25 protein-coding genes are annotated in these 23,518 nt (G+C 67.3%); 12 read left to right on the plus strand and 13 right to left on the minus strand.

Translation table 11 applies throughout. The features are described 5' to 3' along the window. The 3 genes from AC1ROX_RS02710 to AC1ROX_RS02720 are packed head-to-tail and all read right to left on the minus strand — an operon-like array spanning position 1 to position 3,659. Positions 1 to 1,599 carry a GMC family oxidoreductase gene (locus tag AC1ROX_RS02710; RefSeq protein WP_493122120.1) on the minus strand — a complete coding sequence of 533 codons (1,599 nt, stop codon included), beginning with the start codon at positions 1,597 to 1,599 and terminating at the stop codon, positions 1 to 3. 18 nt (positions 1,600 to 1,617) lie between these two features. After that, positions 1,618 to 2,388: an aspartate dehydrogenase gene (locus AC1ROX_RS02715; protein WP_493122122.1), complete on the minus strand. Its 771-nt coding sequence runs from the start codon at positions 2,386 to 2,388 to the stop codon at positions 1,618 to 1,620. Further along, a complete protein-coding gene (locus tag AC1ROX_RS02720; protein ID WP_493122123.1) occupies positions 2,385 to 3,659 on the minus strand; it encodes an amidase in 1,275 nt (424 codons plus the stop codon). The genes AC1ROX_RS02715 and AC1ROX_RS02720 overlap by 4 nt, the downstream gene beginning before the upstream one ends. Before the next feature lie 67 nt (positions 3,660 to 3,726). On the opposite strand from AC1ROX_RS02720, the gene AC1ROX_RS02725 reads away from it, so the two are divergent. The 3 genes from AC1ROX_RS02725 to AC1ROX_RS02735 are packed head-to-tail and all read left to right on the plus strand — an operon-like array spanning position 3,727 to position 6,268. Then, entirely contained in the window at positions 3,727 to 4,278 is a 552-nt protein-coding gene (locus tag AC1ROX_RS02725) for a VOC family protein (RefSeq protein WP_493122125.1), read from the plus strand. A 47-nt stretch (positions 4,279 to 4,325) separates the two neighbouring features. Next, positions 4,326 to 5,411, plus strand: coding sequence for a pyrimidine utilization protein A (gene rutA, locus AC1ROX_RS02730; protein WP_493122127.1), 1,086 nt, complete (start codon positions 4,326 to 4,328; stop codon positions 5,409 to 5,411). Positions 5,412 to 5,449: 38 nt separating this feature from the next. Then, positions 5,450 to 6,268: a transglutaminase domain-containing protein gene (locus AC1ROX_RS02735; RefSeq protein ID WP_493122128.1), complete on the plus strand. Its 819-nt coding sequence runs from the start codon at positions 5,450 to 5,452 to the stop codon at positions 6,266 to 6,268. Here AC1ROX_RS02735 and AC1ROX_RS02740 read toward each other — a convergent pair. Both AC1ROX_RS02740 and AC1ROX_RS02745 read right to left on the minus strand, forming a co-directional pair. After that, positions 6,252 to 9,383 carry an efflux RND transporter permease subunit gene (locus tag AC1ROX_RS02740; RefSeq protein ID WP_493122130.1) on the minus strand — a complete coding sequence of 1,044 codons (3,132 nt, stop codon included), beginning with the start codon at positions 9,381 to 9,383 and terminating at the stop codon, positions 6,252 to 6,254. The two genes, AC1ROX_RS02735 and AC1ROX_RS02740, sit on opposite strands and share 17 nt — an antisense overlap. 3 nt (positions 9,384 to 9,386) lie before the next feature. After that, positions 9,387 to 10,517: an efflux RND transporter periplasmic adaptor subunit gene (locus AC1ROX_RS02745; RefSeq protein ID WP_493122132.1), complete on the minus strand. Its 1,131-nt coding sequence runs from the start codon at positions 10,515 to 10,517 to the stop codon at positions 9,387 to 9,389. 117 nt (positions 10,518 to 10,634) lie between these two features. Here AC1ROX_RS02745 and AC1ROX_RS02750 point away from each other — a divergent pair, with 117 nt between their 5' ends. After that, positions 10,635 to 12,125, plus strand: coding sequence for a hypothetical protein (locus AC1ROX_RS02750; protein WP_493122134.1), 1,491 nt, complete (start codon positions 10,635 to 10,637; stop codon positions 12,123 to 12,125). Positions 12,126 to 12,131: 6 nt separating this feature from the next. Here AC1ROX_RS02750 and AC1ROX_RS02755 read toward each other — a convergent pair whose 3' ends face one another. Beyond that, positions 12,132 to 12,302 carry a hypothetical protein gene (locus AC1ROX_RS02755; RefSeq protein ID WP_493122136.1) on the minus strand — a complete coding sequence of 57 codons (171 nt, stop codon included), beginning with the start codon at positions 12,300 to 12,302 and terminating at the stop codon, positions 12,132 to 12,134. Between the two features lie 107 nt (positions 12,303 to 12,409). On the opposite strand from AC1ROX_RS02755, the gene AC1ROX_RS02760 reads away from it, so the two are divergent. Next, on the plus strand, positions 12,410 to 12,763 hold the full coding sequence (locus AC1ROX_RS02760; RefSeq protein ID WP_493122138.1) for an ArsR/SmtB family transcription factor: 354 nt from the start codon (positions 12,410 to 12,412) through the stop codon (positions 12,761 to 12,763). After that, positions 12,760 to 13,230, plus strand: coding sequence for an SRPBCC family protein (locus AC1ROX_RS02765; RefSeq protein WP_493122140.1), 471 nt, complete (start codon positions 12,760 to 12,762; stop codon positions 13,228 to 13,230). Before AC1ROX_RS02760 ends, AC1ROX_RS02765 begins: the two co-directional genes overlap by 4 nt. A gap of 99 nt (positions 13,231 to 13,329) precedes the next feature. Here the strand turns inward: AC1ROX_RS02765 and AC1ROX_RS02770 are convergent, their stop codons facing one another. From AC1ROX_RS02770 to AC1ROX_RS02780, 3 genes are all read right to left on the minus strand, one after another. Beyond that, positions 13,330 to 14,160, minus strand: a complete 831-nt coding sequence (locus tag AC1ROX_RS02770) for a universal stress protein (RefSeq protein WP_493122142.1) — start codon at positions 14,158 to 14,160, stop codon at positions 13,330 to 13,332. A gap of 96 nt (positions 14,161 to 14,256) precedes the next feature. Next, positions 14,257 to 14,706 (minus strand): protein tyrosine phosphatase family protein, encoded by a 450-nt coding sequence (locus AC1ROX_RS02775; RefSeq protein WP_493122144.1) that lies wholly within the window; start codon positions 14,704 to 14,706, stop codon positions 14,257 to 14,259. Next, positions 14,703 to 15,269, minus strand: coding sequence for a VUT family protein (locus AC1ROX_RS02780; RefSeq protein ID WP_493122145.1), 567 nt, complete (start codon positions 15,267 to 15,269; stop codon positions 14,703 to 14,705). Before AC1ROX_RS02780 ends, AC1ROX_RS02775 begins: the two co-directional genes overlap by 4 nt. Positions 15,270 to 15,353: 84 nt before the next feature. Here AC1ROX_RS02780 and AC1ROX_RS02785 point away from each other — a divergent pair, with 84 nt between their 5' ends. Beyond that, positions 15,354 to 15,872 (plus strand): DUF4142 domain-containing protein, encoded by a 519-nt coding sequence (locus AC1ROX_RS02785; protein WP_493122147.1) that lies wholly within the window; start codon positions 15,354 to 15,356, stop codon positions 15,870 to 15,872. Positions 15,873 to 15,878: 6 nt separating this feature from the next. Here AC1ROX_RS02785 and queC read toward each other — a convergent pair whose 3' ends face one another. Continuing rightward, complete coding sequence (queC, locus tag AC1ROX_RS02790) at positions 15,879 to 16,592, minus strand: 7-cyano-7-deazaguanine synthase QueC (protein WP_493122148.1); 714 nt, start codon at positions 16,590 to 16,592, stop codon at positions 15,879 to 15,881. Positions 16,593 to 16,676: 84 nt separating this feature from the next. Here queC and AC1ROX_RS02795 point away from each other — a divergent pair, with 84 nt between their 5' ends. Next, positions 16,677 to 17,108, plus strand: a complete 432-nt coding sequence (locus AC1ROX_RS02795; protein WP_493122149.1) for a CBS domain-containing protein — start codon at positions 16,677 to 16,679, stop codon at positions 17,106 to 17,108. Positions 17,109 to 17,164: 56 nt separating this feature from the next. On the opposite strand, the gene AC1ROX_RS02800 is transcribed toward AC1ROX_RS02795, so the two are convergent. Continuing rightward, positions 17,165 to 17,629, minus strand: coding sequence for a cupin domain-containing protein (locus AC1ROX_RS02800; RefSeq protein ID WP_493122151.1), 465 nt, complete (start codon positions 17,627 to 17,629; stop codon positions 17,165 to 17,167). A gap of 138 nt (positions 17,630 to 17,767) precedes the next feature. Between AC1ROX_RS02800 and AC1ROX_RS02805 the strand changes: the two genes are divergently transcribed. From AC1ROX_RS02805 to AC1ROX_RS02820, 4 genes are read left to right on the plus strand one after another with little or no spacing between them, the layout of a single operon-like run. Continuing rightward, a complete protein-coding gene (locus AC1ROX_RS02805) occupies positions 17,768 to 18,520 on the plus strand; it encodes an SDR family NAD(P)-dependent oxidoreductase (protein ID WP_493122153.1) in 753 nt (250 codons plus the stop codon). Continuing rightward, positions 18,517 to 19,533, plus strand: coding sequence for a P1 family peptidase (locus AC1ROX_RS02810; RefSeq protein WP_493122156.1), 1,017 nt, complete (start codon positions 18,517 to 18,519; stop codon positions 19,531 to 19,533). The genes AC1ROX_RS02805 and AC1ROX_RS02810 overlap by 4 nt, the downstream gene beginning before the upstream one ends. After that, positions 19,533 to 19,910, plus strand: a complete 378-nt coding sequence (crcB, locus tag AC1ROX_RS02815; RefSeq protein WP_493122158.1) for a fluoride efflux transporter CrcB — start codon at positions 19,533 to 19,535, stop codon at positions 19,908 to 19,910. Before AC1ROX_RS02810 ends, crcB begins: the two co-directional genes overlap by 1 nt. Next, a complete protein-coding gene (locus tag AC1ROX_RS02820; RefSeq protein WP_493122159.1) occupies positions 19,907 to 21,055 on the plus strand; it encodes a BaiN/RdsA family NAD(P)/FAD-dependent oxidoreductase in 1,149 nt (382 codons plus the stop codon). Before crcB ends, AC1ROX_RS02820 begins: the two co-directional genes overlap by 4 nt. 181 nt (positions 21,056 to 21,236) lie before the next feature. Here the strand turns inward: AC1ROX_RS02820 and AC1ROX_RS02825 are convergent, their stop codons facing one another. Together AC1ROX_RS02825 and AC1ROX_RS02830 are read right to left on the minus strand one after the other, a co-directional pair. Continuing rightward, positions 21,237 to 22,571 carry an MmgE/PrpD family protein gene (locus tag AC1ROX_RS02825; RefSeq protein ID WP_493122161.1) on the minus strand — a complete coding sequence of 445 codons (1,335 nt, stop codon included), beginning with the start codon at positions 22,569 to 22,571 and terminating at the stop codon, positions 21,237 to 21,239. After that, on the minus strand, positions 22,568 to 23,518 hold the full coding sequence (locus tag AC1ROX_RS02830; RefSeq protein WP_493122163.1) for a polysaccharide deacetylase family protein: 951 nt from the start codon (positions 23,516 to 23,518) through the stop codon (positions 22,568 to 22,570). Before AC1ROX_RS02830 ends, AC1ROX_RS02825 begins: the two co-directional genes overlap by 4 nt.

Here is a 23,518-nt window from a genome sequence, read left to right on the forward strand (position 1 = left end):
TTACGTCGCCGGAATGAGATCCGACGCCTTCTCCGCGATGGCGTTGGTCGCGGCGTAGGTGTTGCCCGACACCATCGTCGGCATGCAGGAAGCGTCGGCAACGCGCAGCCCCTCCAGCCCGATCACGCGCATGCTGAGCGGATCGACCACGGCCATCGGATCGGTGCCGAGCTTGGCGGTGCCGACCGGATGATAGGTCGTCGAGCCGGTGGCACGGGCATGGGCCATCCACTGCTCGTCGGTCTGGACGGCCGGTCCCGGCAGGTTCTCCTCGATCACGAAGCCGCTGAGCGGCGGCGTGGCGAGGAGCTTGCGCAGGTACTTCATCGCCGCCAGCAGCGCGTCGCGGTCGTGCTGGACGGCCAGGTAATTCGGCTGGATCTCGGGCTTGGCCGTGGGATCGGCGGTGGTCGCCTTGACGTGGCCCGTGCTCTCCGGCCGGAGCTGCGAGACGCCCAAGGTCATGCCCGGCACGCGATCGAGTTCCGAGGTGCCGTAGCGGCCGGGCATGTAGCTGGCCGGCGCGAAGTAGAGCTGCATGTCGGGTGTGGCAAGGCCCGGCCGCGTCTTGAAGTAGCCGCCGGCATGGCTGGGCGCGGCCGTCAGCAGGCCCTTGCGCGTGAAGGCATAGCGCAGCACCTCAGCTACCAGCGGCAGGCCGCGGCTCTTCTCGTTCAATGAGCCCGCACCCTTGACCAGCGCCGAGACGCGCACGGCGTAATGGTCGCGGAAGTTGCGGCCGACGCCCGGCAGCGCGTGCTTCACCGCCACGCCGATCTCGCGCAGGTCGTCGGCGTTGCCGATGCCCGAGATCTGCAGGAGCTGCGGCGTGTTGATGGCGCCGCCGCTCAGGATCACGTCGCGGCGGGCGCGGATCGACTTCGATTGGCCGCCCTGGCGATAGGTGATGCCGACGGCCTTCCTGCCCTCGAGGTCGATGCGCTCGACCAGCGCGTGGGTGATCACCTTGAGGTTCGCCCGGCCCATCGCGGGACGCAGATAGGCGTCGACCGGGCTCCAGCGCCGGCCGCCGTGCATCATGTTCTGGTAGAGCATGGTGCCTTCCTGGTCGCCGCTGTTGTAGTCGGCCGAGCGCTTGAGCCCGAGCGTCTCGTTGGCGTCCATGAAGGCGTCGCTCAGCACGTGCGGGTCGCGCTGGTCCTCGATGAAGAGCGGGCCCGAGCGGCCACGCGTCTCGTCGCTGCCGCCGGCGCGGCTCTCGGCGCGCTTGAAGTAGGGCAGCAGGTCGTTCCACGACCAGCCGCGGCAGCCGAGCTGCGCCCAGGTGTCGTAGTCGGCCGACTGGCCGCGCACATAGAGATGGCCGTTGATCGAGCCCGAACCGCCCAGCACCTTTCCGCGCGGGAACCTGATCTTGCGGCCGTCGATGTGCGGGCCGGGCGCGGTCTCGTAGCCCCAGTTGAGATTGTCGTTGTAGACCGTCTTGTTGAAGCCGGCCGGCACCTTGATCCAGATATGGTTGTCCTTGCCGCCGGCCTCGATCACCGCGACCGTGTTCTTGCCCGAGGCCGACAGGCGATTGGCCAGCACGCAGCCCGCGGCGCCGGCACCGACGATGACGTAGTCAAACTCTTCCATGGCGTTTCCCCTTAATTCTTAGGCGGCGACCACGAGAGTCGACGCCAGTTGGCGGACCGACTTCACCATCGCCATGGCGACCAGCTTGCCGGTCTTGCGGTTCTCTTCGCTGACGGTCACGTCTTCCATGAAGGTGAAGCGGCCGAACGCTCCTTTGGCTTCCAGCTCGACGATGTGCGTGGTGATGGTGGGATCGGCCACGATGACGACGCGGGTCTTGTCGAGGCCGAGGCCGGCGATCGCGGCGGCGGCCGAGATGTTCACGTTCTGCGGATAGAGGCGGGCGCCCTCACGCACCGGTCCGTCGAACACCGTGTGCGGCGCCTTCAAGGCGTCGAGATCGACCAGTGTCTCGGCAACGGTGCCCTTCCAGGCCGACGGATCCTTGCGCACCGTGACGGTGACGCTGTCCAGCCCGCCGACCGCGGCGCTGCTCAATATGTCGAGCGCGCCGATGCCGCCCGACGGCAGGATGAGGCGTGCGCCGTTTGCCTTGGCGGCGGCCAGCAGCCGATCGAACAGCGCCGTATCGGTGAAGGCGCCGACGGAGGTCACTAGGAAATCGGCGCCACTCTCGAGCACGCGCTGTCCGTGCGTGCGAACGGCCTCGTGGCCGGCGCATTCGGCCACGGCATCGAAGTCGTGGGCGAAGAACCGGTCGGGCTCGTGGGTCAGCACGCCTTCCGTTCGCGGCCGGCGCACGAGCACAGAGACCAGCTCAATGTTCTCGAGGCCGGCTGCTTCGACATGCTTGCCGATCGCGCCGTAGCCGATCATTCCGAGCTTCACGAGAGGCGGGCCTCCACCCAGCGGGCCCAGGCGATGAGCTGGTCGTCGCCGCGCAGCGGCGCGATCAACTGCACCGAGAGCGGCAGGCCGAACGGTCCGGCATTGAAGGGCAGGGCAATGCAGGGTGTGCCGAGCAGGGTCCAGAAGCGATTGAAGATCGGATCGCCGGTGTAGCCGAGACCTGCCGGTGCTTCGCCACGGGCGGTGGGCGCCAGCAGGAAGTCGAAGCGCTCCCACACCTGGGCGAGATCGGCCAGCGCCCGGCCCTTGCGCTTCCTGGCATCGGCGAGTTGGGCACGCGTGACGCCGTCGCCCACTTCGAGGCTCGCCGTCAGGCTGGGCGACAGGAGATGGGGGAAGCGGGCGCGTTCCGGGCCGTAGTGATGGGTCGCTTCCTTGGTCATCACCCGGTTGTGCGCGGTGATGAGCGGCCCCCAGCTCTCGGGCATTTCCCAATCGCGCACCTTGGCGCCGCCGGCCCGCAAGGTGCGGGCGGCGAGCTCGATGTTCTTCCTGTTGTACGGCTCGGCCTGGTCCCACCACAGGGTGCGGCAGAAGCCGATCCTCGGCGCGTGTAGCGGCGGGTCGGTCGGGGCATGGCCGTAGGCGGCGCGGATCAGCGCGAGGTCGTTGGCCGTGCGCGTGAAGAAGCCCAGCGTGTCGAGGCTCTTTGCATAGGTCTTGATGCCCGTCGTGTCGGCCCAACCGTAGGTGCCCTTGTAGGCCACGATGCCGTTGAAGGCGCCGGGCCGGATCACCGAACCCGAGGTCTGCGTGCCGTAGCCGACGGGCACCATCGTATCGGCGACCGCGGCCGCGGAGCCGGAGGAGGAGCCGGCCGGCGTGTGGCGCAGGTTGTGCGGATTGTGCGTCTTGCCGGCATGGGCGCCGGCGAATTCCGTCGTCACCGACTTGCCGAGCACGATGGCGCCGGCATTCACGAGCTGCGTCACGCAGGCGGCGTCACGGCCCGCGACGTGGTCGCGATAGATCGGCGAGCCGCAGGTGGTGGGCAGGGTCTTGGTCGAGATGATGTCCTTCACGGCGAGCGGGATGCCGTGCAGCGGCCCCACCGGCCTGGCGCGCTTGTCGAGCATGTCGGCGCGCTTGCGGGCGCCGTCGGCGTCGAGCGCCTCCCAGGCGTGGACCTGGCCCTCGCGCTGCTCGATGCGGTCGAGGCAGGCTTCGACGAGATCGCGCGCCTTCAGGCGCTTCTGCGACATGCGCAGGACCGCTTCGCTCGCCGACAGTCTGTTGGGCGATTTCGCCATGCGCTCGTTCCCCTTTCGGTATGTTGGGCGCATGATGGCCGAGCCCCGCCCGGAAAGGTAGCCGTTCATGCCCCAGGGTTTGCCCTTCAAGGTCCAGAAGCTCGGCCATGCGGTTGTGAACGTCGTCGATCTAGACCGGTCGCGGCGTTTCTATACCGAGGTGCTGGGCTTCAAGATTTCCGACGTCTATCCCGGCAACATGATGCCGGGCGGCATGGTGTTCCTGCGCTCCAACGGCGATCACCATTGCCTGGCACTCGTGGGTGGCGCGCCGGCCACGGACGCCCAGGCGCGCACGTTGCACCATCTCGCCTTCGAACTCGCGACGCTCGACGAGGTGTTCCGTGCCCGCGATCACCTGAAGGCGCACGGCGTCGAGATCGTCTACCAGGGCCGCCGCCGCGCCGGCTGCCAGGTCTCGGTCGAGTTCCTCGATCCCGACGGCCACCATCTCGAACTCTACTGGGGCGTCGACCAGATCGGCTCCGACGACCGCCCGCGTCCGGCCGAGGAATGGCGCCAGACCATGACCCTGGAAGACGCCGTGCGCATCGCGCCGCCGGGGCAGGACACGACCTTGCACGATTCCGAACTCAAGAGGCGCATTTCCGATCGTTAGGCTGGCATGCCGCTTGCTGCCGGGAGCCCGTACTCAAGGAGGGCTCCATGGACATCGGTGTGTTCATTCCGATCGGAAACAATGGCTGGCTGATCTCCACCACGTCGCCGCAATACATGCCGAGTTTCGATCTCAACCGGCAGATCGTGCAGAAGGCCGAGGGTTACGGGCTCGATTTTGCCCTGTCGATGATCAAGCTGCGCGGCTTCGGCGGCGAGAGCGAGTTCTGGGACCATAATCTCGAATCCTTCACCCTGATGGCCGGCCTGGCCGCGGTGACCGAGCGCATCAGGCTCTATGCCTCGGTCGCGGTGCTCACCATTCCGCCCGCCATCATCGCGCGCATGGCCTCGACCATCGATTCGATCTCGCACGGGCGGTTCGGCGTCAACATCGTCTCGGGCTGGGCCAAGGACGAGTACGAGCAGATGGGCATGTGGCCGGGCGAGAAGTACTTCGGCTACCGCTACGACTACTCGACCGAGTTCGTGACGGTGATGAAGGAACTCTGGGAGACCGGCACGTCCGACTTCAAGGGCAAGTACTTCCAGATGTCGGATTGCAAGCTCTCCCCGCGGCCGAAGACGCCGATCAAGATCGTCAGTGCGGGCCAGAGCCCGCGCGGCATGGAGTTCGGCGCGACCTACTGCAACTACAACTTCACCCTGGGCAAGGGCGTGAACACGCCGACCGCCCATGCGCCGACCAACCAGCTGATGGTCGAGGCCGCCGCCAAGACCGGCCGCGACGTCGGCAATTACGTGCTGATGATGGTGATCGCCGACGAGACCGACGAAAAGGCGATGGCGAAGTGGAAGCTCTACAACGACGGCGCCGACATGGGCGCATTGGCCTGGATGTCGGGCCAGGCCGACGCCGATCCCAATGCGGACGATGGCGGCACGGCCAAGCGCATCTCCGCGCCGGAGGGCGCCATCAACTTCAACATGGGCACGCTTGTCGGTTCCTATGCCAGCGTGGCGAAGATGCTCGACGAGTGCGCCACCGTGCCCGGCACCAAGGGCATCATGCTGACCTTCGACGACTTCCTGGCCGGCATGGACCAGTTCGGCCAGCACATCCAGCCGCTGATGAAGAGCCGCAGCGACCGGCTCGTCAAAGCTGCTGCCTGACTTTCGCTTGGACCTGCTACCATGGTCGGATGACGACCATGGAAAGCCCCGAGCGTTGGCGACACCACGGGCCGATGTCCGAGCCCGGCAGCGGAGCCTTGAATTTCGACGGATTGCCCGTCGATGTCGGTGTGCTGTGCCGCATCGTACAGGGCATCCTCATCCATTCGGACTGGCTCGCGGCCTATGGGGCGAATGAAGCGCAGTTCCGGACTGTCTCACGCGAGACCTTGCCGCTGGCTGGAAGGTTGAAGCAGATCGCCGATCTCGATGGCTCTGCGTTGACGGCAGAGCGGGTCCTCGACCGGCGCGCGGTCGGCACCTGCCGCGACTACGCGTTGATCCTCTGCGGCATGCTGCGCCAGCAGGGCGTGCCGGCGCGCGTACGATGCGGCTTCGCCGCCTACTTCCGCCGGGAGTGGGAGGATCACTGGATCTGCGAGTATTGGCGCGACGGAAGCTGGCGCCGCGCGGATGCCCAACTCGATCGCGTCATCGCGCCGAAGCTCGGCGTCAGCTTCGATCTCACCAATTTGCCCGATGACATGTTCATCACCGCCGGCGAGGCTTGGCGGCGCTGCCGTGCGGGCGAGGCCGACCCGATGAGCTTCGGCCATGGCGAGCAGGCGGGCGGCCTGTGGTTCACGAGGGTCAACGTCATGCGCGACCATCTCTCGATGAACGGGCGCGAGACTTCCGATTGGGACACGTGGCGGCAGGCGACGGCCGCCCATCACATATTGTCGGACAGCGAGTGCGCCGAGGCCGACGGGATCGCCGCCCATCCGGCGGCGCCTTCGTCCGAACCACGCCCGCCGTGGCTCGCTCCCACGAGAGGTCTCAGGGCTTCGGCTTAGCCCCCATCCAGCCCTTCACCGTCTCGCGGAAGCGCTGGAACGCTACGTAGAGGCCCGGGATCACGAAGATGCCGAGGAACGAGGCCGCGATCATTCCGCCGAACACCGCGGTGCCGACGGCGCGCTGGGTGGCCGCACCCGCGCCCGAGGAGATGACGAGCGGCACCAGGCCCAGGATGAAGGCGAAGGACGTCATCATGACGGCGCGGAACCGCAGGCTGGCGGCCGTCGTCGCCGCGGTCACGATGTCGGCTCCCTTCTCGCGTTCGGCCATCGCGAACTCGATGATCAGGATGGCGTTCTTGGCGGCCAACGCGATCAGCACCACGATGCCGATCTGGGCGAAGAGGTTGTTGTCGAGGCCGGCGATCAGCAACGCCGTCACCGCCCCGAAGAGCCCGACGATGACCGACAGCAGCGCTGCCACCGGGATCGCCGTGCTCTCGTAAAGGCCGACCAGGAACAGGTAGGCGAAGACGACGGCGAGGCCCAGGATGAAGCCGGTCTGGCCGCTGGCCGCCTTTTCCTGCAGCGCCGTGCCCGTCCATTCGTAGCCGTAACCGTTGGGGAGCGTGCGCGTCGCGAGTTTCTCCATCGCGGCGATGGCGTCGCCCGAGGAGTAGCCGGGGGCGGGGGCGCCGTTCACGACCACGGAGCGCAGGTTGTTGTAGCGCACGACCGAGGAAGGCGCGGTCACCATCTCGATGTTCGCCACCGCCTGCAGGGGCACGAGTTCGCCGCTCGCCGAACGCACGCGTATGCGAAACACGTCGTTCACCTTGCTGCGGTCGGCGGCCTCGGCCTGCACCTTCACCTGCCAGGTCCGGCCGAACAGGTTGAAGTCGTTGGTATAGGCGCCGCCCAGCGCGGTCTGCATGGCGGAGAAGATGTCGGAGATCGAGATGCCCAACGCCTGGGCGCGCTCGCGGTCGAGCTTCAGATTGATCTGCGGCGTCGAGGCGCTGTAGGTCGTGTAGACGCCGGCCAGCTCCGGCACTTCCTGCGCCGAGATCATCACGCCGCGCGACACGGCGGCGAGGTCGGTTGGCGAGGCGCCGGCGAGCGACTGCACGACGAACTCGAAGCCCGCCGAGTTGCCCAGCCCCATGATGGGCGGCAGGTTGAAGGCGAAGACGTTGGCCGAGGCGATCTGGCTAAAGGCGATGTTGAGTTCCTTCAGGGCACTGAATACCGAGAGCGAGGGATCCTTCCTCTCGGCGAACGGCTTCATCTCGACCACGACCAGCGCGCGGTTGGGCAGCGCCAGCCCGTCGATCATGCTGTAGCCCGAGACGGTGAAGACGCTCTGCTTCCACGGCCGGTTGGCGATGGTCTTCTCGACCTCCTGGACGGCCGCCATGGTGCGATTGGTCGAGGCCGCGTCGGGAAGCTGCACCTCGGCCATGAAGGCGCCCTGGTCCTCGTCCGGCAGGAAGCCCGAGGGCACCCTGGAGCCGATGCCGCCGGTTGCGGCGGCGAAGCCCACGACCAGGAGAAGCGCCACGATGCCGCGACGCGCCAGCGGCGTGACCAGCTTCGTGTAGCCGTCGCGCGTCCGGTCGATGCGGCCCTGCATCCAGCCCATGACGCCGGTCGGCTTCTTGCGGTGGCGCAGGATCAGCGAGCAGAGCGCCGGCGACAGCGAGAGCGCGTTGATCGCCGAGATCACCATCGAGACCGACACGGCCACGGCGAACTGGGCGTAGAGCTGGCCCGAGATGCCGGGGATGAAGGCGGTCGGGATGAACACCGACAGCAGCACCAGGGTGATGGCGATGATCGGCCCGGTGACCTGGCCCATCGCCTTCTCGGTCGCCTGGGCGACCGTGAGTTCGGGCTCGTGCTCGAGGATATGCTCGACCGCCTCGACCACGACGATGGCGTCGTCGACCACGATGCCGATGGCCAGCACCAACGCCAGCAGCGAGATCGTGTTGGCCGAGTAGCCCAGCGCCAGCATGACGGCGAAGGTGCCGATCAGGGCGACCGGCACGGCGATGATCGGGATCAGGGTGGCGCGCAGGTTGCCGAGGAAGATGAAGACGACGATCGCCACGAGGACGAAGGCCTCGATCAGCGTGTGGATCACGCTCTCGATCGTGGCCTCCACGAACACGGTCGTGTCGTACATCACGTTGTAGGCGACATCCTCGGGGAAGCGCGGTTCCAGCGCCTTGATCGCATCGCGCACGCCCTGGGCGGTGGCCAGCGCGTTGGCGCCGGGGAGCTGGTAGATCTGGATGCCGGCGGCGGCCTGGCCGTTGTAGCGGCCGATCTGGTCGCTGGTCTTGGAGCCGAGCTCGACCCGGGCGATGTCCTTGACCCGCACCAGCGCGCCGTCGGACTTGGCGCGCACCACGATGTTCTCGAACTCCTCGACCGTGACGAGGCGGCCTTGCGTGGTGATGTTGAGCTGGAAGCTGACATCGTCGAGCAATGGCGCCGCGCCCACCAGGCCGACCGCGGCCTGGACGTTCTGGGCCTGCACCGCCTGCACCACCTCGTTGGGGGTGATGTCGAGGCTCGACATGCGCTCGAGGTTGAGCCAGATGCGCATGGAGTAGTCGAGCGCGCCGAACAGCGTGGCGTCGCCGACGCCCGGCACGCGCCGCAGCGTGTCGAGCAAGGTGATGGTCGTGAAGTTCGACAGGAACAGCGCGTCGCGCGTGCCCTTGGGCGAATAGACGGCCACGACCTGCAGCAGAGCCGAGGATTGCTTCTTGGTGGTGACGCCCAGCCGCTGCACCTCGGGCGGCAGCAGGGCGATCGCCTGGTTGACCCGGTTGGTGACGTTGACGGTGTTGAGGTCGGGGTTGGAGCCGACCTCGAAGCTGACGCTGAGCGCATAGCTGCCGTCGCCGCCCGACGTCGACTTCATGTAGATCATGCGCTCGACGCCGTTGACCTGCGCCTCGATGACCTGCGCCACGCTTTCCTCGACCGCCTGCGCCGAGGCACCAGGATAGGTCGCGGTGACGCGGACCTGCGGCGGCACGATGTCGGGGAACTGCGCCACCGGCAGCGCCATCATGGCGATGACGCCGGCGATGGTGATGACCGTGGAGATGACGAAGGCCAGCCGCGGCCGGCGGATGAACAGCGACGAGATCGTCATGGCTTATTGCTTCTGCGTCGAGGCAGAGGGGGGCGCCATGGTGGGATTGACCGTCATGCCCGGCCGCACGCGCTGCTGGCCCTGGACGATGACCTTCTCGCCGGCCTGCAGGCCGGAGGTGATGGCCGTCAGCCCGTCGCGCGAGACGCCGGTCTTGATACGCTTCTGCTCGACCACGTTCTTGTCGTTGACGACGAACAGGTAAGCGCCCGTCTGGTCCTGGGCGATGGCGGCCTGCGGCACGGCGACCGACGTCGGCACCTTGTCGCCTTCCATCACCACCCGCACCGTCTGGCCGTCGGTCAGCAGGCCGCCCTTGTTGTCGAAGGTGGCGCGCACGATCTGGCCATCGGTCTTGGCGTCGACCGTATTGTCGATGAAATCGATCTTGCCCTTCTCAGGGTAGATCGAGCCGTCGGCCAGCCTGAGACGGACCACGATGGAATTCGGGTCCGTGGCCTGCTCCCGCCTGGCGTCGAGCAGTTCGCGCTGCGTTACCGGGAAGAGGATGCGGATCGGATTCTCGCTCACCACGGTGGCCAGCACGCCCGAATCGGGACTGACGAGGTTGCCCGGCGAGAAGGCGGCGCGGCCGACGCGGCCATCGATCGGCGACTTGATCTCGGTGTAGGAGAGCTGGAGCTCGGCGTCGCGGAGCTGCGCGCTGGAGTCCTCGACCTGCGCCTTGGCCTGGAGCTGCTCGGAGAGCCGCAGGTCGTAGGTGACCTGGGTGCCGGTGTTGGTGCGCAGCAGCTCGGCGGCGCGCTTCAGCTGCACCTCGGCGTTGGCCAGCGCCGCCCGCGCGGCATCGAGCTGGGCCTTCTTCTGGTCGACCGAGGCCTGGTAGGTCTCGGGTTCGATGGTGAAGAGGACCTGGTCCTTCTTGACCTGGTCGCCGTCGGCGAACTTGCGCGGTCCGAGAAAGCCCTTCACCCGGGCGCGCAGCTCGACCTTGTCGACGGCGGCGACCCGGCCGATGAACTCGGCCTGGTCGGCGATCGGCTTCATCTCGGCGGGCTGGACGAGGACGGCGGGGGGTGGGGCGCCTTGCTGTGCGAGAGCGGGCGCCGTGCTGCAGGCAGCCCAAAGCACCGCAGCGACGAGCATGGATGCCGTCGAACGCCGGTCTTTCATCGTCAACCCCACTCAAAACTACGTTCGGAACATTGCCTTAATTCGCCCAAATCGTCACGGCAATTCAGGGTCGAGATGGGCCTTGCAACACAGCGCGTGATCGGGGAGGAGTCGGGAATGGCGGCATGGCGGTGGTTGGCTATCGTTGTCGCGACGGCATGCGCCGCCGCGTCGTTCAATGTTGCCGCCCAGACACCGCCGCAAACGCCCGCCACCCCGGCGCCGTCCCAGGCCCCAGCCCAGACGACCGGTCAGAACGCCGGCCAGATGCAGCGCAGCGCTTTCACCAATCCCGCCGAGTACGACAGTTACATGACGGCGCTGAACACCAAGGATCCCGCCCGCAAGGCGCAGGCGATGGAAGTGTTCATTGCCTGGTATCCCGGCAGCGTGTTGCGGCTGGACGCCCATGAGCAGGCCATCTCCGCCTGGCAGGCCGCCGGCCAGCCGGCCAAGGCCGACGTGCTGGTCGCACGCCTCCTGCAGGTCGATCCCGACAATGTGCGCGCGCTGGCCAATCGGGCCTATGTCGGACGTCTGAAAGCCTCGGGCGGCGAAGCGGGGGCGCTGGCGGCGGCGGTCACGGCATCGGAGCGCGGCCTCGCGGTGATGCCCAAGTGGCAGAAGCCCGCGCTGCTCGACGATGCCGGCTTCGAGCAGGTCAAGGAGCAGATGGCGGGCGTCTTCAACGGCGTGCTGGGCTTCGCGGCGCTGCAGGCGAAGGACTACGACAAGGCGCGCGACTATTATCGCCTGGCCGTGGCCGCCGACCCGACCAGCCTGCAGGACGTCTATCAGTATTCGGTGGCCCAGCTCGAAGGCTCGCCGGTCGATGCGCTGGGCTTCTGGTACGGTGCCCGGGCGATCGCCATCGCCAAGGCTGCGAGGAACGACTCGGCGGCACAGGACATCGATCGCTATGTCCGCTCGCGCTACAGCGTCTATCGCGGCAGCGAGGAGGGCTGGGACGGCATCGTGACGCGGGTTGCCAATGAGAGCGCACCGCCCGCCAACTTCAAGAAGTCGATCCCGCGCGCCATGACGCCGCCCGAACGGGCGCTGGAGATCCTCGAGGACAACGAGCCGTCCAAGCTGACGCCGGCGCAATGGGTGCTCGTGCTGCGCCATCGCGACGTCAGCCCGGCCAACAAGCGCGCGGCCGAGGCGGTGTGGAAGGCAATCGGCGACAGGCAGCAGGGCGGCCAGCGGCTGAAGCTTGGGATGAAGGTGATCTCCGTCACGCCCGAGCGCATCGAAGGCGCGATCACAGAGGAAGCCCAGGCCGGCAATCTCGTCGACCTGGAAGTCGTGATGACACGCCCGCTCAGCCCGCCGCCCGCGGTCGGCTCCAGGATCTTCATGTTCGGCACGCTGAGCGAGTACCGGACCCAGCCGTTCCTGTTCCGCCTGACCCGCGCCGAGCTGGCGCCCGAGTCGCTGCCGGTGGCCGGCGGCCCCTGCGCCGATCCGCGGCCGCAGATGTGCACCAAGGATTATCGCCCGGCCTGCGGCCAGCTTCGCGATGGCACGCGCAAGACCTACAGCAACGCCTGCAGCGCCTGCAGCGATCCGCAGGTCGTGACGCAGGGCGCCGGCGCCTGCCCCTGAGCTTCGTCAGAGGCCGGGCAGGATCCTCGGCCAGGGCATCTGCGGCGGCGTAACGAAGGGCACTTCTTCTTCGGTCGGAGTCTCGCCGGGCAGGCAGTCACGCTCCGACGGTTCTTCCGCTGGCGTCGGCCAGACGGGGGCCGGCTGCGGCGGCCGGTGGGTTTCCACGACGTCCATGACCACGTCCTCCTCGAGCAACATGGAATGTGCCGTTCGAGATAGTCGGCCGGCGGCTTCCTTCAAGGGAGGCTTGCCGCGACCTCGCGGAATTGATACTTAAGTGAATGCTTAACAATAATGCGTCAGCTTCCCTGCCGCTCGATCTGGCCTTCCAGGCCCTGTCCGATCCGGCGCGGCGGATCATGGTCGAGCGGTTGAGCCGGGGACCGGCGTCGGTGAGCGAGCTGGCACAGCCGCTGGACATGACCCTGTCGGCGGTGGTGCAGCACCTGGCCGTGCTCGAGGCGAGCGGCCTGGTGCGCTCCCAGAAGGTGGGGCGCGTCCGGACCTGCCGTATCGAACCCGAAGTCCTGACTGCGGCCGAACGCTGGATCGGCGAGCGGCGCGCGAGCTGGGAGCGCCGCTTCGACCGGCTCGGTGCCTTGCTGGCCGAGACCAAGCCAAGGAGGAGATCGTGACCAAACGTTCGACCACGCACGCCACCTTCACCATCGAGCGGCGCTTTCCCGCCGCGCCCGCGCGCGTCTTCCATGCCTATGCCGATCCCAAGGCAAAAGGACGCTGGTTCGTCGGCCCCGAGGACTGGGAATCGTCCAACCACACGCTCGACTTCAGGGTCGGTGGCCGCGAGAGCGTGAGCGGCGGCCCGCCGGGCGGGCCGGTTCATACCTTCAACGGTCTCTATCAGGACATCGTGCCGAACGAGCGCATCGTGATGAGCTACGAGATGTACATGGGGGAGACCCGCATATCGGTCTCGCTTGGCACCACCGAGTTCAGGCCGGACGGCAAGGGAACGAAGCTCGTCTACACCGAGCAGGTCGTGTTCCTCGACGGCCACGACAGTTGCAGCGCCCGCGAGGAAGGTACGCGGGGCCTGTTCGACAATCTCGCGGCGGCGCTTGAGCGCGAGGCGGTGAACTAAGCGCTTGAGTAAAAGCTAAGGATCCTTCGCTCCGCTCAGGATGACAACCGCTTGAAAACAGGTGTCATCCTGAGCGAAGCGAAGGATCCTTACTCTTCTTCAGTGCGCCATCAGCAACGGCACTCGGCAGGACGAGATCACCTTGCCTGTGGCGCCACCCAGGCCGAGGAAGCTCAGCACCTGGCCGCGGCCATAGGCGCCCATCACCAGCAGGTCGGAGCCCTTGCCGTGCGTGTAGTCGAGCAGGGCGCGGCCGCGCGCGCGACCCGACACCGCGCCGGGATCGATGGCGTCGATGGTGGTCTTGATGCCGTGGCGGCCGAGATTGCGCGCGAGGTAGGAGGCGCCGACATCGTCGGCCTTGGAGCCGACGACCAGGATCGTGATGGCGCTCGCCTTGGCGAGGAAGGGAAGGGAATATTCAACGGCGCGGGCGGCCTGGAAGCTGCCGTTCCATGCGACGATGACCGAGTCGAAGCCGCCGGTGCCGGCGTTCGGTGGCGCGATCATGACGGCTCGGGCGCATTCATGGATGGCGGCCTCGACGGTGGCGGGCGCGACGTTCTCGGGATCGGAGCCCGGGCGGCCGAGCACCAGCAGGTCCGAGCAGCGGCCCATCGCAACCAGCGTGTCGAGCGTCGCGGTCTCGGCGGCGGTGTAGGTCGAGCCGGCATTGGCGCCGAGCACTTCCTTGTAGGCACGCTCCGACTCCTTGGCGCGCTCCTCGAGGCGCTCGTCGTCGAGGTTCATGATCAGGGGCATCGCCTCGCCGCTCATGGCCAGGCCGCCGACGGCACCTCCGGCCGGGCCGACCGGCAGGTGCAGCGCGTCCACGGTGGCGTCGAAAATGCCGGCGACACGGGCGGCCAGCCGGAACGACATCGCGGCATCGGGACCGCCTTCGGACACGGCCAGAATCGACTTCAACATATGGACTTCCCCCAAGGGTCTTCAGGACGCGCGATTAAGGAGCGGCGGCGCGTCCGGTGCAAGCCAACTCTTTCGGTCGGCGGCTTTGGCCGCAGTTCACGAGGCGCGTGCGGCCTGCGCGAGACCGGTCATGAGTTCGGCGACGCCGCTCAACTCCTGCCCGGCATTGCGCGCGCCCTGCAGCACCTGTTCCAGCGAGCGGCCGTTGGCAATGGAGGCCGCGCCCCACAGCAGCGCCGAGCGCATGCCGCTCTTGCAATAGGCCACGATCCGGCCATCGCCCGAGGCCAGCAGGTCGGCGAAGGCGCGGACCTGGTCGGGCGTCGCGCGCGGGCCGGGAAAGGGCAGGTCGAGGAATTTCAGTCCGGATGCTTCGGCGGCGGCGCGCAGGTCGGCCGTCCTGGGCTGGCCGAAGAAGGCCTCGCCATCGGGCCGGTTGTTGACCACCGCGACGAAGCCCGCCGCGGCGAGCTCCTTCATGTCGCCGGCGTCCAGCTGGCCGGAAACGGAAACCCTGTCGTCGACCGGAAGGAGGGAAAGGCTCATGTCGACAACTCCCGTTTGCGAATCCAGTGAATGAAAGGAAGGGCCAGCAGCACCATCCAGAGCTTGCCCAGGATCTGGCCGGCCAGATATTCGAGGCTGCCGAAGGCCAGCCACAGGAAGAGGATGCTGTCGGCGATCAGGCCGACGACGCTCGAGGCCAGGACGGCCATCACGAGGCCACGCGATTGCAGCGGCGTGTAGACGGCGAAGTCGGCCAGTTCGGAGAGCAGGAAGGCCGCGGTCGAGGCGACGAGGAGCTGCGGCGGCGCGACGGCGCCCGACAGGGCGGCCCCCGCCACGATGGCGGTGAGCGCCACGCCGCGGCCGAGCCTTCGCTGCACGAGGTCGCGCAGGACCAGCGCCAGCCCGATCATCAGTACGCCCGACGGCGCCATCAGCGGCTTGTCGTCCGGACCCCAGGGCCAGACCGGCACCAGGCACGGTCCCTGCGGCACGCAGACGGCGCCGACATTCCCGATCATCCAGTTGGCGAGCGGAATGCAGGCGATGAAGCCCAGGAAGTAGGCAAGGCCCACCAGCTTGGCCCGCTTGGACAAATTCATGCCCGCGCTCCTAGCAGGTCCGGCGGGTGCGTGGAACCCGCGCGGAATGGTTGCGTTCTAACGCACACAATTCAGGAGATTCTCATGCAGCCCATCGCCCGCCGCTCGATCTTGCTCGGCATCGCCGCCTTGCCGGCCGTCTATGCCACCCGTGCCTTCGCTGTCGATGCGCTGCCGGACTCGCGCTTCGTGGGCTTCGCCCAGCAGTTCAATGACTTCGAGATCGCCTCGGGCCGGCTGGCGCTTGCCAAGTCGGGCAACGAGAACATCCGCGGCTTCGCCACCCGTATGGTCGCGGACCACACCGAGGCCGCGCAGGTCCTCACCCGGTCGCGTTCGGAAGCCGGCGTCTCCTACGCGCCCGATCCCAGCAACACGCCGGGTTGGGTCGCCACCTTGCAGCGCCTGAACGTGCTCGAAGGCGTCGAATTCGACACGGCCTACGCCAACGCCCAGCTCGCCGCGCACATCGATGCCAATGCCCAGTACGGCGCCTACTCGCAGGACGGCGGCAACGGCACGCTGCGCCGCTATGCGCAGAACCAGCTACCGAACATACAGCGGAACCTCACCGGCGCCCGTCAGCTCGCGGGCGGCCGCTAGCCTTCATTAGATCGAGGGCGTGCCCTCGCGCCAGGCCTGGAAGCCCCGCTTGCGCAAGCTGCACGCGGGGCATTCGCCGCAACCGTAACCCCAGTCGTTCCGCGGGCCGCGCACGCTGTCGTAGCAGGTGTGCGTGTGTTCCAGGATCAGGTCGACCAGCGGCGGGCCGCCCAGCTCGTTGGCAAGGCCCCAGGTCTCGGCCTTGTCGAGCCACATCAGCGGCGTGTGCAGCACGAAGCTGCGATCCATGCCGAGATTGAGCGTCACCTGCAGCGCCTTGATCGTGTTGTCGCGGCAGTCGGGATAGCCCGAGAAATCCGTCTCGCACATGCCGCCGACCAGGTTGCGGATGTTGCGGCGCCAGGCGATCGCCGCGGCGAAGGTGAAGAACAGGAGATTGCGGCCGGGCACGAAGCTGTTGGGCAGGCCGTCCTTCTCCATCGCGAAGGCGACATCGCGGGTCAGCGACGTGTCACTGATTTGTCCCAGCACGCCCATGTCGATGAAATGGTCTTCGCCCAGCCGGTCCGCCCATTGTGGGAAGAGGCGCCGGACCTCGTTCAGCACCACCAGCCGTTGATCCAGCTCGATCCGGTGCCTCTGACGGTAGTCGAAAGCGACCGTCTCAACATGTGTGAATCTCTCTAGCGCCCAGGCCAAACACGTGGTGGAATCCTGACCGCCGGAGAAGAGGACGAGGGCCGATCGAGTATCGTTCATGAGGGGCTTTATCGCCCGCAACTTCGCTCCGCGCCACAGCGTTGGCTTGTTTACCAGACCTATCGACCACAGAGGGGGGAAGCCATGTTCGTCTCCGATATCCTGTCGCGTAAGGGCGGTCTTGTTTACACGATCACGCCGGGTACCTCGGTCGCCCAGATTTCCCAGCAACTCAGCACACGTCGCATCGGCTCGGTGCTGGTGCTCGACGCCGAGGGTTCGGTCGCCGGCATCGTCTCGGAGCGTGACCTCGTGCGTGCCTTCGCGAGCCATGGCGCGGCCGCCATGGACTTCGAGGCGGGCAAGATCATGACGCGCGACGTCGTGACCTGCGATCCCGACGATTCCATCGACCATGTGATGGAGCAGATGACGCGCGGACGCTTCCGTCACCTGCCGGTGGTGCGCCATGGCGAGCTGCTCGGCCTCGTCTCGATCGGCGACGTCGTGAAGGCTCGCCTCGAGGAAGCCCGTCACGAGACCGAGGCGCTGAAGGCCTACATCGTCGCCGGCTGACCGGCGACGCCCGCGTTGCTACGCGGCCCGACAAGGCCGCGTAGCGGGCGAAAGCTTTACTTGGCCTTGCGCGGATCGTCGTTGGGATCGACGTAGGTGATGCCCTGCGGGCCCATGCCGTGGAGCTGAAGCTCGGTCTCCTCGGTGAACCAGGCATAATGCGTCATGCCCTTGGCGACGAAGGAGTAGCCGCCGGCCTTCACCTTCTCGCCCTTCTTCTCGTCGAGCTTGTCGCCGGTGCCGATGTTGAAGCTGCCGGACAGCACGGTGACGTTCTCGTCGTTGGGATGGGTGTGCGCCGGAATCCTGAAGCCGGCCGGCACCTTCAGGCGCACGACATACAGTCCTTCCTTGGTCGGGTCGCCCTTGACGATGGCGAACTGCGCGCCCTTGCCGTACGCGGCCGGCGCGACCCATTTCAGCGCCTCGGGCTGGACGGTGGCGTGATGATCGTCGGCCGCCCGGACGTACAGCGGGACGGTGAGCGCGAGCAGGCTCGCGGCGACCAGAAACTTTTTCATGATGTCCTCCTGCGGTCTGGCATCGATGCGTACAGACTGCAGGGCCGATCGATCCGTCACCATGACCGGGATACCTGAAGTATTTGCCGAAACGCCGCTTTGGTCGTTAGGGTCCGCCAAATCCTCGGCGGAGATCGCATGTCGTTACCTCTTCAAGGCAAAGTCGCGCTCGTGACGGGCGCGGGCAAGAATATCGGTCGCACGATCGCACTGACCCTGGCACGCGACGGCGCGGCCATCGTGGTCAACGGCCGTTCGGACAAGGCGGCGGTCGATGCCGTGGTGGCCGAGATCGAGGCGGCCGGCGGCAAGGCGCTGGCGGCGATGGGCGACGTGTCCGATCCGGCCGTGCCGCCCCGCATCGCGGCCGAGGCCGCGGCGAAGTTCGGCGGCGTCGACATCCTGGTCAGCAATGCCGGCCTGCGCCGCCAGACCTCCTTCCTCGACATGTCGTTCGACGAATGGCGCGAGATCATGTCGGTGGCGCTCGACGGCGCCTTCCTGCTGGGCAAGGCGATCGTGCCGCAGATGGTGGCGCGCGGCGGCGGGGCCTTCGTGGCCCTGTCCGGTATCTCGACCCATGTCGGCACGCCCAACCGCTGCCACGTCTCGGCCTCCAAGTCGGGCCTCGAAGGGCTGATGCGGGCGCTGGCGGTCGAACTGGCGCCGCACAGGATCACCTGCAACGCGCTGGCGCCGGGCGCCATCGACACGACGCGCGGCGCCTCGGCGGGCGCGGCGCCGGCCAATCGCGTGAACCGTCCCATTCCCTTGAAGCGCTTCGGCACGGTCGAGGAGATCGCTTCCATGGTGCGGCTGCTGGTCGGGCCGGAGGGCACCTTCATCACCGGGCAGACGATCCATGTGAACGGCGGCGAGTTCCTGACGTGAGGAACCTGATCACCGACGTCCCGGGCGTGCTGGTCGGCAACGCCCAGGACATGCGCGCCGCGACCGGCGCCACCGTGGCGATCTTCGAGCAGGGCGCGGTCGCCAGCATCTCGACCCTGGGCGGCGCGCCGGGCGACCGCATGGGCACGTCGCTCGAACCGGAAATGGTGGGGCAGGCGATCGACGCCATCGTCCTGTCGGGCGGCTCGGTCTATGGGCTCGACGCGGCCGGCGGTACCTCGGCGGTGCTGTGCCAGCGCGGCCAGGGCCGGACCTTTGGCGGGATCGCGATTCCGGTCGTGGCGCAGGCAATCCTGTTCGACCTGATCAACGGCGGCGAGAAGGACTGGATGCGCGAGCCGGTCAAGCACAAGCCGCCCTACTGGGATCTCGGCCGCGATGCCGCGCTGGTCGCCGCAGAGGATTTCGCGCTGGGCACGGCCGGCGCCGGTGTCGGTGCGACCACGGCCGGATTGAAGGGCGGCCTGGGCTCGGCCAGCATGAAGACCAGCCAGGGCTTCACCGTCGGCGCGCTCGTGGCGGTGAACGCGGTGGGCGCGGCCACGATCGGCGGCAGTGCGCATTTCTGGGCCGGCGCCTACGAGCAGGGCGACGAGTTCGGCGGTCTCGGCTGGCCGCAAAAGCTGCCCGACGATGCGCTGAAGCTGCGCTTCAAGGGCCAGCCGCTGCCGGTGACGGCCACGACCATCGCTCTGGTTGCCACCGATGCAAAGCTCACCAAGGCCGGGTGCAAGCGCCTCGCCATCATGGCCAATGACGGCCTCTCCAAGTCGTTGCGGCCGGTTCATGCGCCCAACGACGGCGACACGGTCTTTGCGGCGGCGACCGGCCGGGCCGGGGCGGGCGGCGATCCGAGGGTCCTGATGGAACTGGGTACGGCGGCGGCCGACTGCCTCGCGCGCGCTGTGGCACGGGGTGTCTACGAGGCGACGGCGCTGCCTTTCGCAAACGCCCTGCCGGACTGGAAGACCAAGTTCGGAGGCGGCCGGTGATGAGCTACCTGATCGTGTTCGTGGGCGCCGGCATCGGCGGTGCGGCGCGCCACGGCATGAACATCTGGGTGGCGCGGCTGCTGGGCTCGCACTTCCCCTGGCACACGCTGGTGATCAACATCGTGGGTTCGATTGTGATGGGCCTGATCACCGGCTGGTTCGCCGAGCGCGTCGGGGCGGCCGCCCATTACCGGCTGTTCCTGGCCACGGGCGTCATGGGCGGCTTCACGACCTTCTCCGCCTTCTCGCTCGACACGGTGCTGCTGTGGGAGCGGCATGAATATCTGATGGCGGCGCTCTATGTCGGCGGCTCCGTGGCCGGCGCCATCGCGGGCCTGGCCGCCGCGCTCTGGATCATGGGCAAGGCGCTGGCGTGAGCCAGGCCTTCGACGTCGTCGTCCTGGGCGGCGGCGCCGCGGGCTTGATGTGCGCGATACGGGCGGGGCAGCGCGGCCGCAAGGTCCTGCTGCTCGACCATGCCGAGAAGGTCGGCAAGAAGATCCTGATCTCGGGCGGCGGGCGCTGCAATTTCACCAATCTCGAGGCGCGGCCCGAGGCCTTCCTCTCGGCCAATCCGCATTTCTGCAAATCGGCGCTGGCCCGCTACACGCAGCACGATTTCATCGAGCTGGTGAACAGGCACCGCATCGCCTGGCACGAGAAGACGCTGGGCCAGCTCTTCTGCGACGGCTCGGCCCGGCAGATCGTGGCGATGCTTCTCGACGAATGCGCCGCGGTCGGCGTCGACGTTCGGGTCGCGCACAAGGTGACGCGCGTCGAGAAGGCGGACCGCTTCACGGTCGCGACCGACCATGGCGATTTCTCCGCCGCCTCCGTCGTGCTGGCGACCGGCGGGCTCTCGATCCCGAAGATGGGCGCGACCGGCCTGGCGCACGAGGTGGCGCGCCACTTCAAGCTGCGTGTCACCGAGACGCGACCGGCACTGGTGCCGCTCACGCTTCCCGTGCCGGAGATCAGCGGCGTGTCGCTCGGGGTCGAAGCGCGCTGCGGCCGCGCTCGCTTCCGCGAGGCGCTCCTGTTCACCCATCGCGGCCTGTCGGGGCCGGCGATCCTGCAGGTGTCTTCCTACTGGAAGCCCGGACAGGAAATCGTCGTCAACCTTTTGCCCGATCTCGATGCCGCATCGTTCCTGAAGGAGCGCAAGCGCACGCGGCCCAAGGCCGAGCTGCGCACGGTGCTGGCAGAAATCCTGCCGCAGCGCCTGGCGCAAAGCCTTGCGCCCGAAGGCATCATGGCCAATCAGCGTGACCGCGATCTCGAAACACTGGCCGGGCGATTGAATGGCTGGACGTTCACGCCTAATGGAACCGAGGGCTACGCCAAGGCGGAGGTCACGCTGGGCGGCATCGATACCGGCGGCCTCTCATCGAAGACGATGGAGGCGAAGAAGGTGCCCGGCCTCTTTGCGATCGGCGAAGCGGTCGACGTCACCGGCTGGCTCGGCGGCTACAATTTCCAGTGGGCCTGGTCGAGCGGCTGGGTAGCCGGCGAGGCCGTGTAGATGTGGCACTTTCCATCTGAATGACAGGGCCATCGTATGTGGCCCAAAGGTCCCTCACTTCGTTCGGGATGACAGCGTTTTCCGCAGCGGCGCACTGCGCCAACCTCGGTAAAATTGTCATCCCGAACGAAGTGAGGGACCTTTGGTCTCTGCCTTTGAGCGCACGTCGAGAAAGTTTTGGTCAGCGCGCGAAGACCGAGCGTATGTCGGCGATGCGATCCAGCATCAGGATTTTCTTTCTGATATCGTCGGCTGCTTCATGCGGCAGCATCCGCGCGGTCAGGGAGAAGAACTTGCCGTTAAGTTCGTCGCGCGAATAGGGATCCTGGTCGTCGCCGCGATTGGCCTCGACGGCAGCGGTGAGCGTGCGGCCATCGCGCAGCCGGACGTCGACGCGCGCCGGCCGGAACTGCGGGAGCCTGGCCGTCATCGCCTTGTCCTCGACCACGAAGACGCACTTGGCGAGGGCCTGGACCTTCTCGTCGCGCACGGCGTCCCAGGTGAAGTTCTCGACCCGTGACGAGCCGCGCACGAGGCGCGTGGCGACGGCGAAGGGCACCGAGAACTTGCCGGCCAGCGTGTTGCGGGGCGCCTGGTCGTCGAGCTCGGCGGCGTAGAGGTAGCTCGCGACGTCGATCCGCTCGACCGCGTCGGCGGCGACCGCTTCCTTCGCGAGCAGGATGTCGAGCGCATCGAGCGCGCCGTGATTGTAGCGGCAGCAGGAATGGAGCTTGAAATAGTTCTGGTCGATCTGCCAGTCGCGGCCGAGCCCGTCGATCATGCGCGCCGTGTCGAAGCGCTCCGACACGACCTTGCCGAACACGCTGGACAGGCCATCGCGCTCGCCGATGAAGCCGGCCTCGACGAGGTCGATCGCCATCAGGGCCATGCGGTTGGAGATGCCGGCATAGGCGTTTCGCACCGTGCCACCCTCCAGCATGGTGCGCTTGGAGGAGGCAAGCGTCAGGGAGGAGGCGACGTTGATCGTCTCGCGCATCTGCGCCGCGTCGTAGCCCAGCAGCTTCGCCACCGCGACGGCGGCGCCTACCGTGCCCCAGGTGCCGTGCGGATGCATGTTGGGCCGCATCGCGGCGGCGATGCCGATGCGCGCGCCGACCTCGTAGCCCAGCACCAGCGCTTCCATCACGTTCTTGCCGGACAGGCCCTTGATCTCGGCCAGGGCCCAGACGGCGGGCAGCGCGTGGATCGAGGGATGGCCCTTGGCGAAGCGGTTGCCCTCGTCCATTTCGAGGAAGGTGCCGGCGGTGCCGTTCAGGAAGGCGGCGGCGGCCGAGACGGCGGTCTTGCCGGTGCCCATCACCGAGGCCTCGCCCACGGGGCTGACGGTGAGCTTGGCGGTGAGGGCCCGCATCTCGGGCTCGGCCGCGCCGCCCAAGATGGCGCCGACCGTGTCGAGGATGACGTAGGAGGTCTGCTCGACGGTGGCGGGCTTCAGCGTCTCGAAGCGGAAGCCCACCAGGAAGTCGACCAGCGTGTCGAGCCAGAAGCCGCTCACCGGCTCAGCCCATCCTCGTGTCGGCCCATCATCGTGTCAGCGTAGTGCCTGGCGATTTCGCCCGGCGTCGCCTGCCAGACATTGCCGAAGCGCTCGACGCGGCGCAGCGCTTCGTCGAGATATTTTATGCGATGCGCCATGCCCATCAGCCAGGGATGGATCGACAGGCTGAACACCTGGCCGCCCTCGTGATGCAGAAGCTCGAAGGCGTCGCCCACGATGTCGGGATAACGCGTGGTGTTGATGCGCCGCAGCCAGAGCTGCTGCACGTCGTCCCATTCCGGCTGGTTGGGCATCGAGACGAATTTGCGACCCTCGCCGACATGCATCGGATAGGGCTGGTCGTCATTGGGCCAGTCGAGGACGTAATCGATGCCCGCATCGGCCAGCAGCTTCGGCGTGCGCTGGCTCTCGCCATATTCCTGGCCGAGCCAGCCCTTGGGCGCCATGCCCGTGGCCTTCTCGAGCGCGGCGATCGAGGTCGCGATCTCCTCTTTCTCCTCGGCCTCGCTCATCTTCGAGCTGATCATGCGGTTGGCGGAGACGCCGTGTCCGATGATCTCGTAGTTCCGCTTTTTGAACTGCTCCATCAGGAACGGATAGCGCTCCGCCGCCATGGCATTGACCGCGACGCCGGCCCGGATCTGGTAGCGGTCGAGCACGTCGAGGACGCGGAAGATGCCGGTGCGGTTGCCGTACTCGCGCTGCGTCCAGGTGCGGTAGTCGGGATTGTAGACGCCGAACTCGCCGGTGAAGCGGCTGTCCTTCACGATGCCCTCGGGCGGCAGCAGCTCGTAATATTCGAGGTGCAGCACGACGTAGAAGGCGACCCTCGCGTTGCGCGGCCAGTTGAGCTTGGGTCGCTTCGGGTACGGAACATAGTCGTACCAGGGATTGTCCATCCCGGCGGACAGCGGCGGCGGGTTCTTGGAAATGGGAGCGCTCAT

Source organism: Reyranella sp. GW821-FHT14A01, assembly GCF_058803965.1.

Coding starts and splice junctions, on each gene's coding strand:
- AC1ROX_RS02770 (WP_493122142.1), bottom strand. CDS start 14,160: ATGTTGAAGTCGATTCTGGCCGTGTCCGAAGGCGGTCCCGATGCCGCG.
- AC1ROX_RS02710 (WP_493122120.1), bottom strand. CDS start 1,599: ATGGAAGAGTTTGACTACGTCATCGTCGGTGCCGGCGCCGCGGGCTGC.
- queC (WP_493122148.1), bottom strand. CDS start 16,592: ATGAACGATACTCGATCGGCCCTCGTCCTCTTCTCCGGCGGTCAGGAT.
- AC1ROX_RS02750 (WP_493122134.1), top strand. CDS start 10,635: ATGGCGGCATGGCGGTGGTTGGCTATCGTTGTCGCGACGGCATGCGCC.
- crcB (WP_493122158.1), top strand. CDS start 19,533: ATGAGCTACCTGATCGTGTTCGTGGGCGCCGGCATCGGCGGTGCGGCG.
- AC1ROX_RS02800 (WP_493122151.1), bottom strand. CDS start 17,629: ATGAAAAAGTTTCTGGTCGCCGCGAGCCTGCTCGCGCTCACCGTCCCG.
- AC1ROX_RS02805 (WP_493122153.1), top strand. CDS start 17,768: ATGTCGTTACCTCTTCAAGGCAAAGTCGCGCTCGTGACGGGCGCGGGC.
- AC1ROX_RS02725 (WP_493122125.1), top strand. CDS start 3,727: ATGCCCCAGGGTTTGCCCTTCAAGGTCCAGAAGCTCGGCCATGCGGTT.
- AC1ROX_RS02780 (WP_493122145.1), bottom strand. CDS start 15,269: ATGAATTTGTCCAAGCGGGCCAAGCTGGTGGGCCTTGCCTACTTCCTG.
- AC1ROX_RS02760 (WP_493122138.1), top strand. CDS start 12,410: ATGCTTAACAATAATGCGTCAGCTTCCCTGCCGCTCGATCTGGCCTTC.
- AC1ROX_RS02735 (WP_493122128.1), top strand. CDS start 5,450: ATGGAAAGCCCCGAGCGTTGGCGACACCACGGGCCGATGTCCGAGCCC.
- AC1ROX_RS02785 (WP_493122147.1), top strand. CDS start 15,354: ATGCAGCCCATCGCCCGCCGCTCGATCTTGCTCGGCATCGCCGCCTTG.
- AC1ROX_RS02795 (WP_493122149.1), top strand. CDS start 16,677: ATGTTCGTCTCCGATATCCTGTCGCGTAAGGGCGGTCTTGTTTACACG.
- AC1ROX_RS02830 (WP_493122163.1), bottom strand. CDS start 23,518: ATGAGCGCTCCCATTTCCAAGAACCCGCCGCCGCTGTCCGCCGGGATG.
- AC1ROX_RS02745 (WP_493122132.1), bottom strand. CDS start 10,517: ATGAAAGACCGGCGTTCGACGGCATCCATGCTCGTCGCTGCGGTGCTT.
- AC1ROX_RS02755 (WP_493122136.1), bottom strand. CDS start 12,302: ATGGACGTCGTGGAAACCCACCGGCCGCCGCAGCCGGCCCCCGTCTGG.
- AC1ROX_RS02720 (WP_493122123.1), bottom strand. CDS start 3,659: ATGGCGAAATCGCCCAACAGACTGTCGGCGAGCGAAGCGGTCCTGCGC.
- rutA (WP_493122127.1), top strand. CDS start 4,326: ATGGACATCGGTGTGTTCATTCCGATCGGAAACAATGGCTGGCTGATC.
- AC1ROX_RS02775 (WP_493122144.1), bottom strand. CDS start 14,706: ATGAGCCTTTCCCTCCTTCCGGTCGACGACAGGGTTTCCGTTTCCGGC.
- AC1ROX_RS02740 (WP_493122130.1), bottom strand. CDS start 9,383: ATGACGATCTCGTCGCTGTTCATCCGCCGGCCGCGGCTGGCCTTCGTC.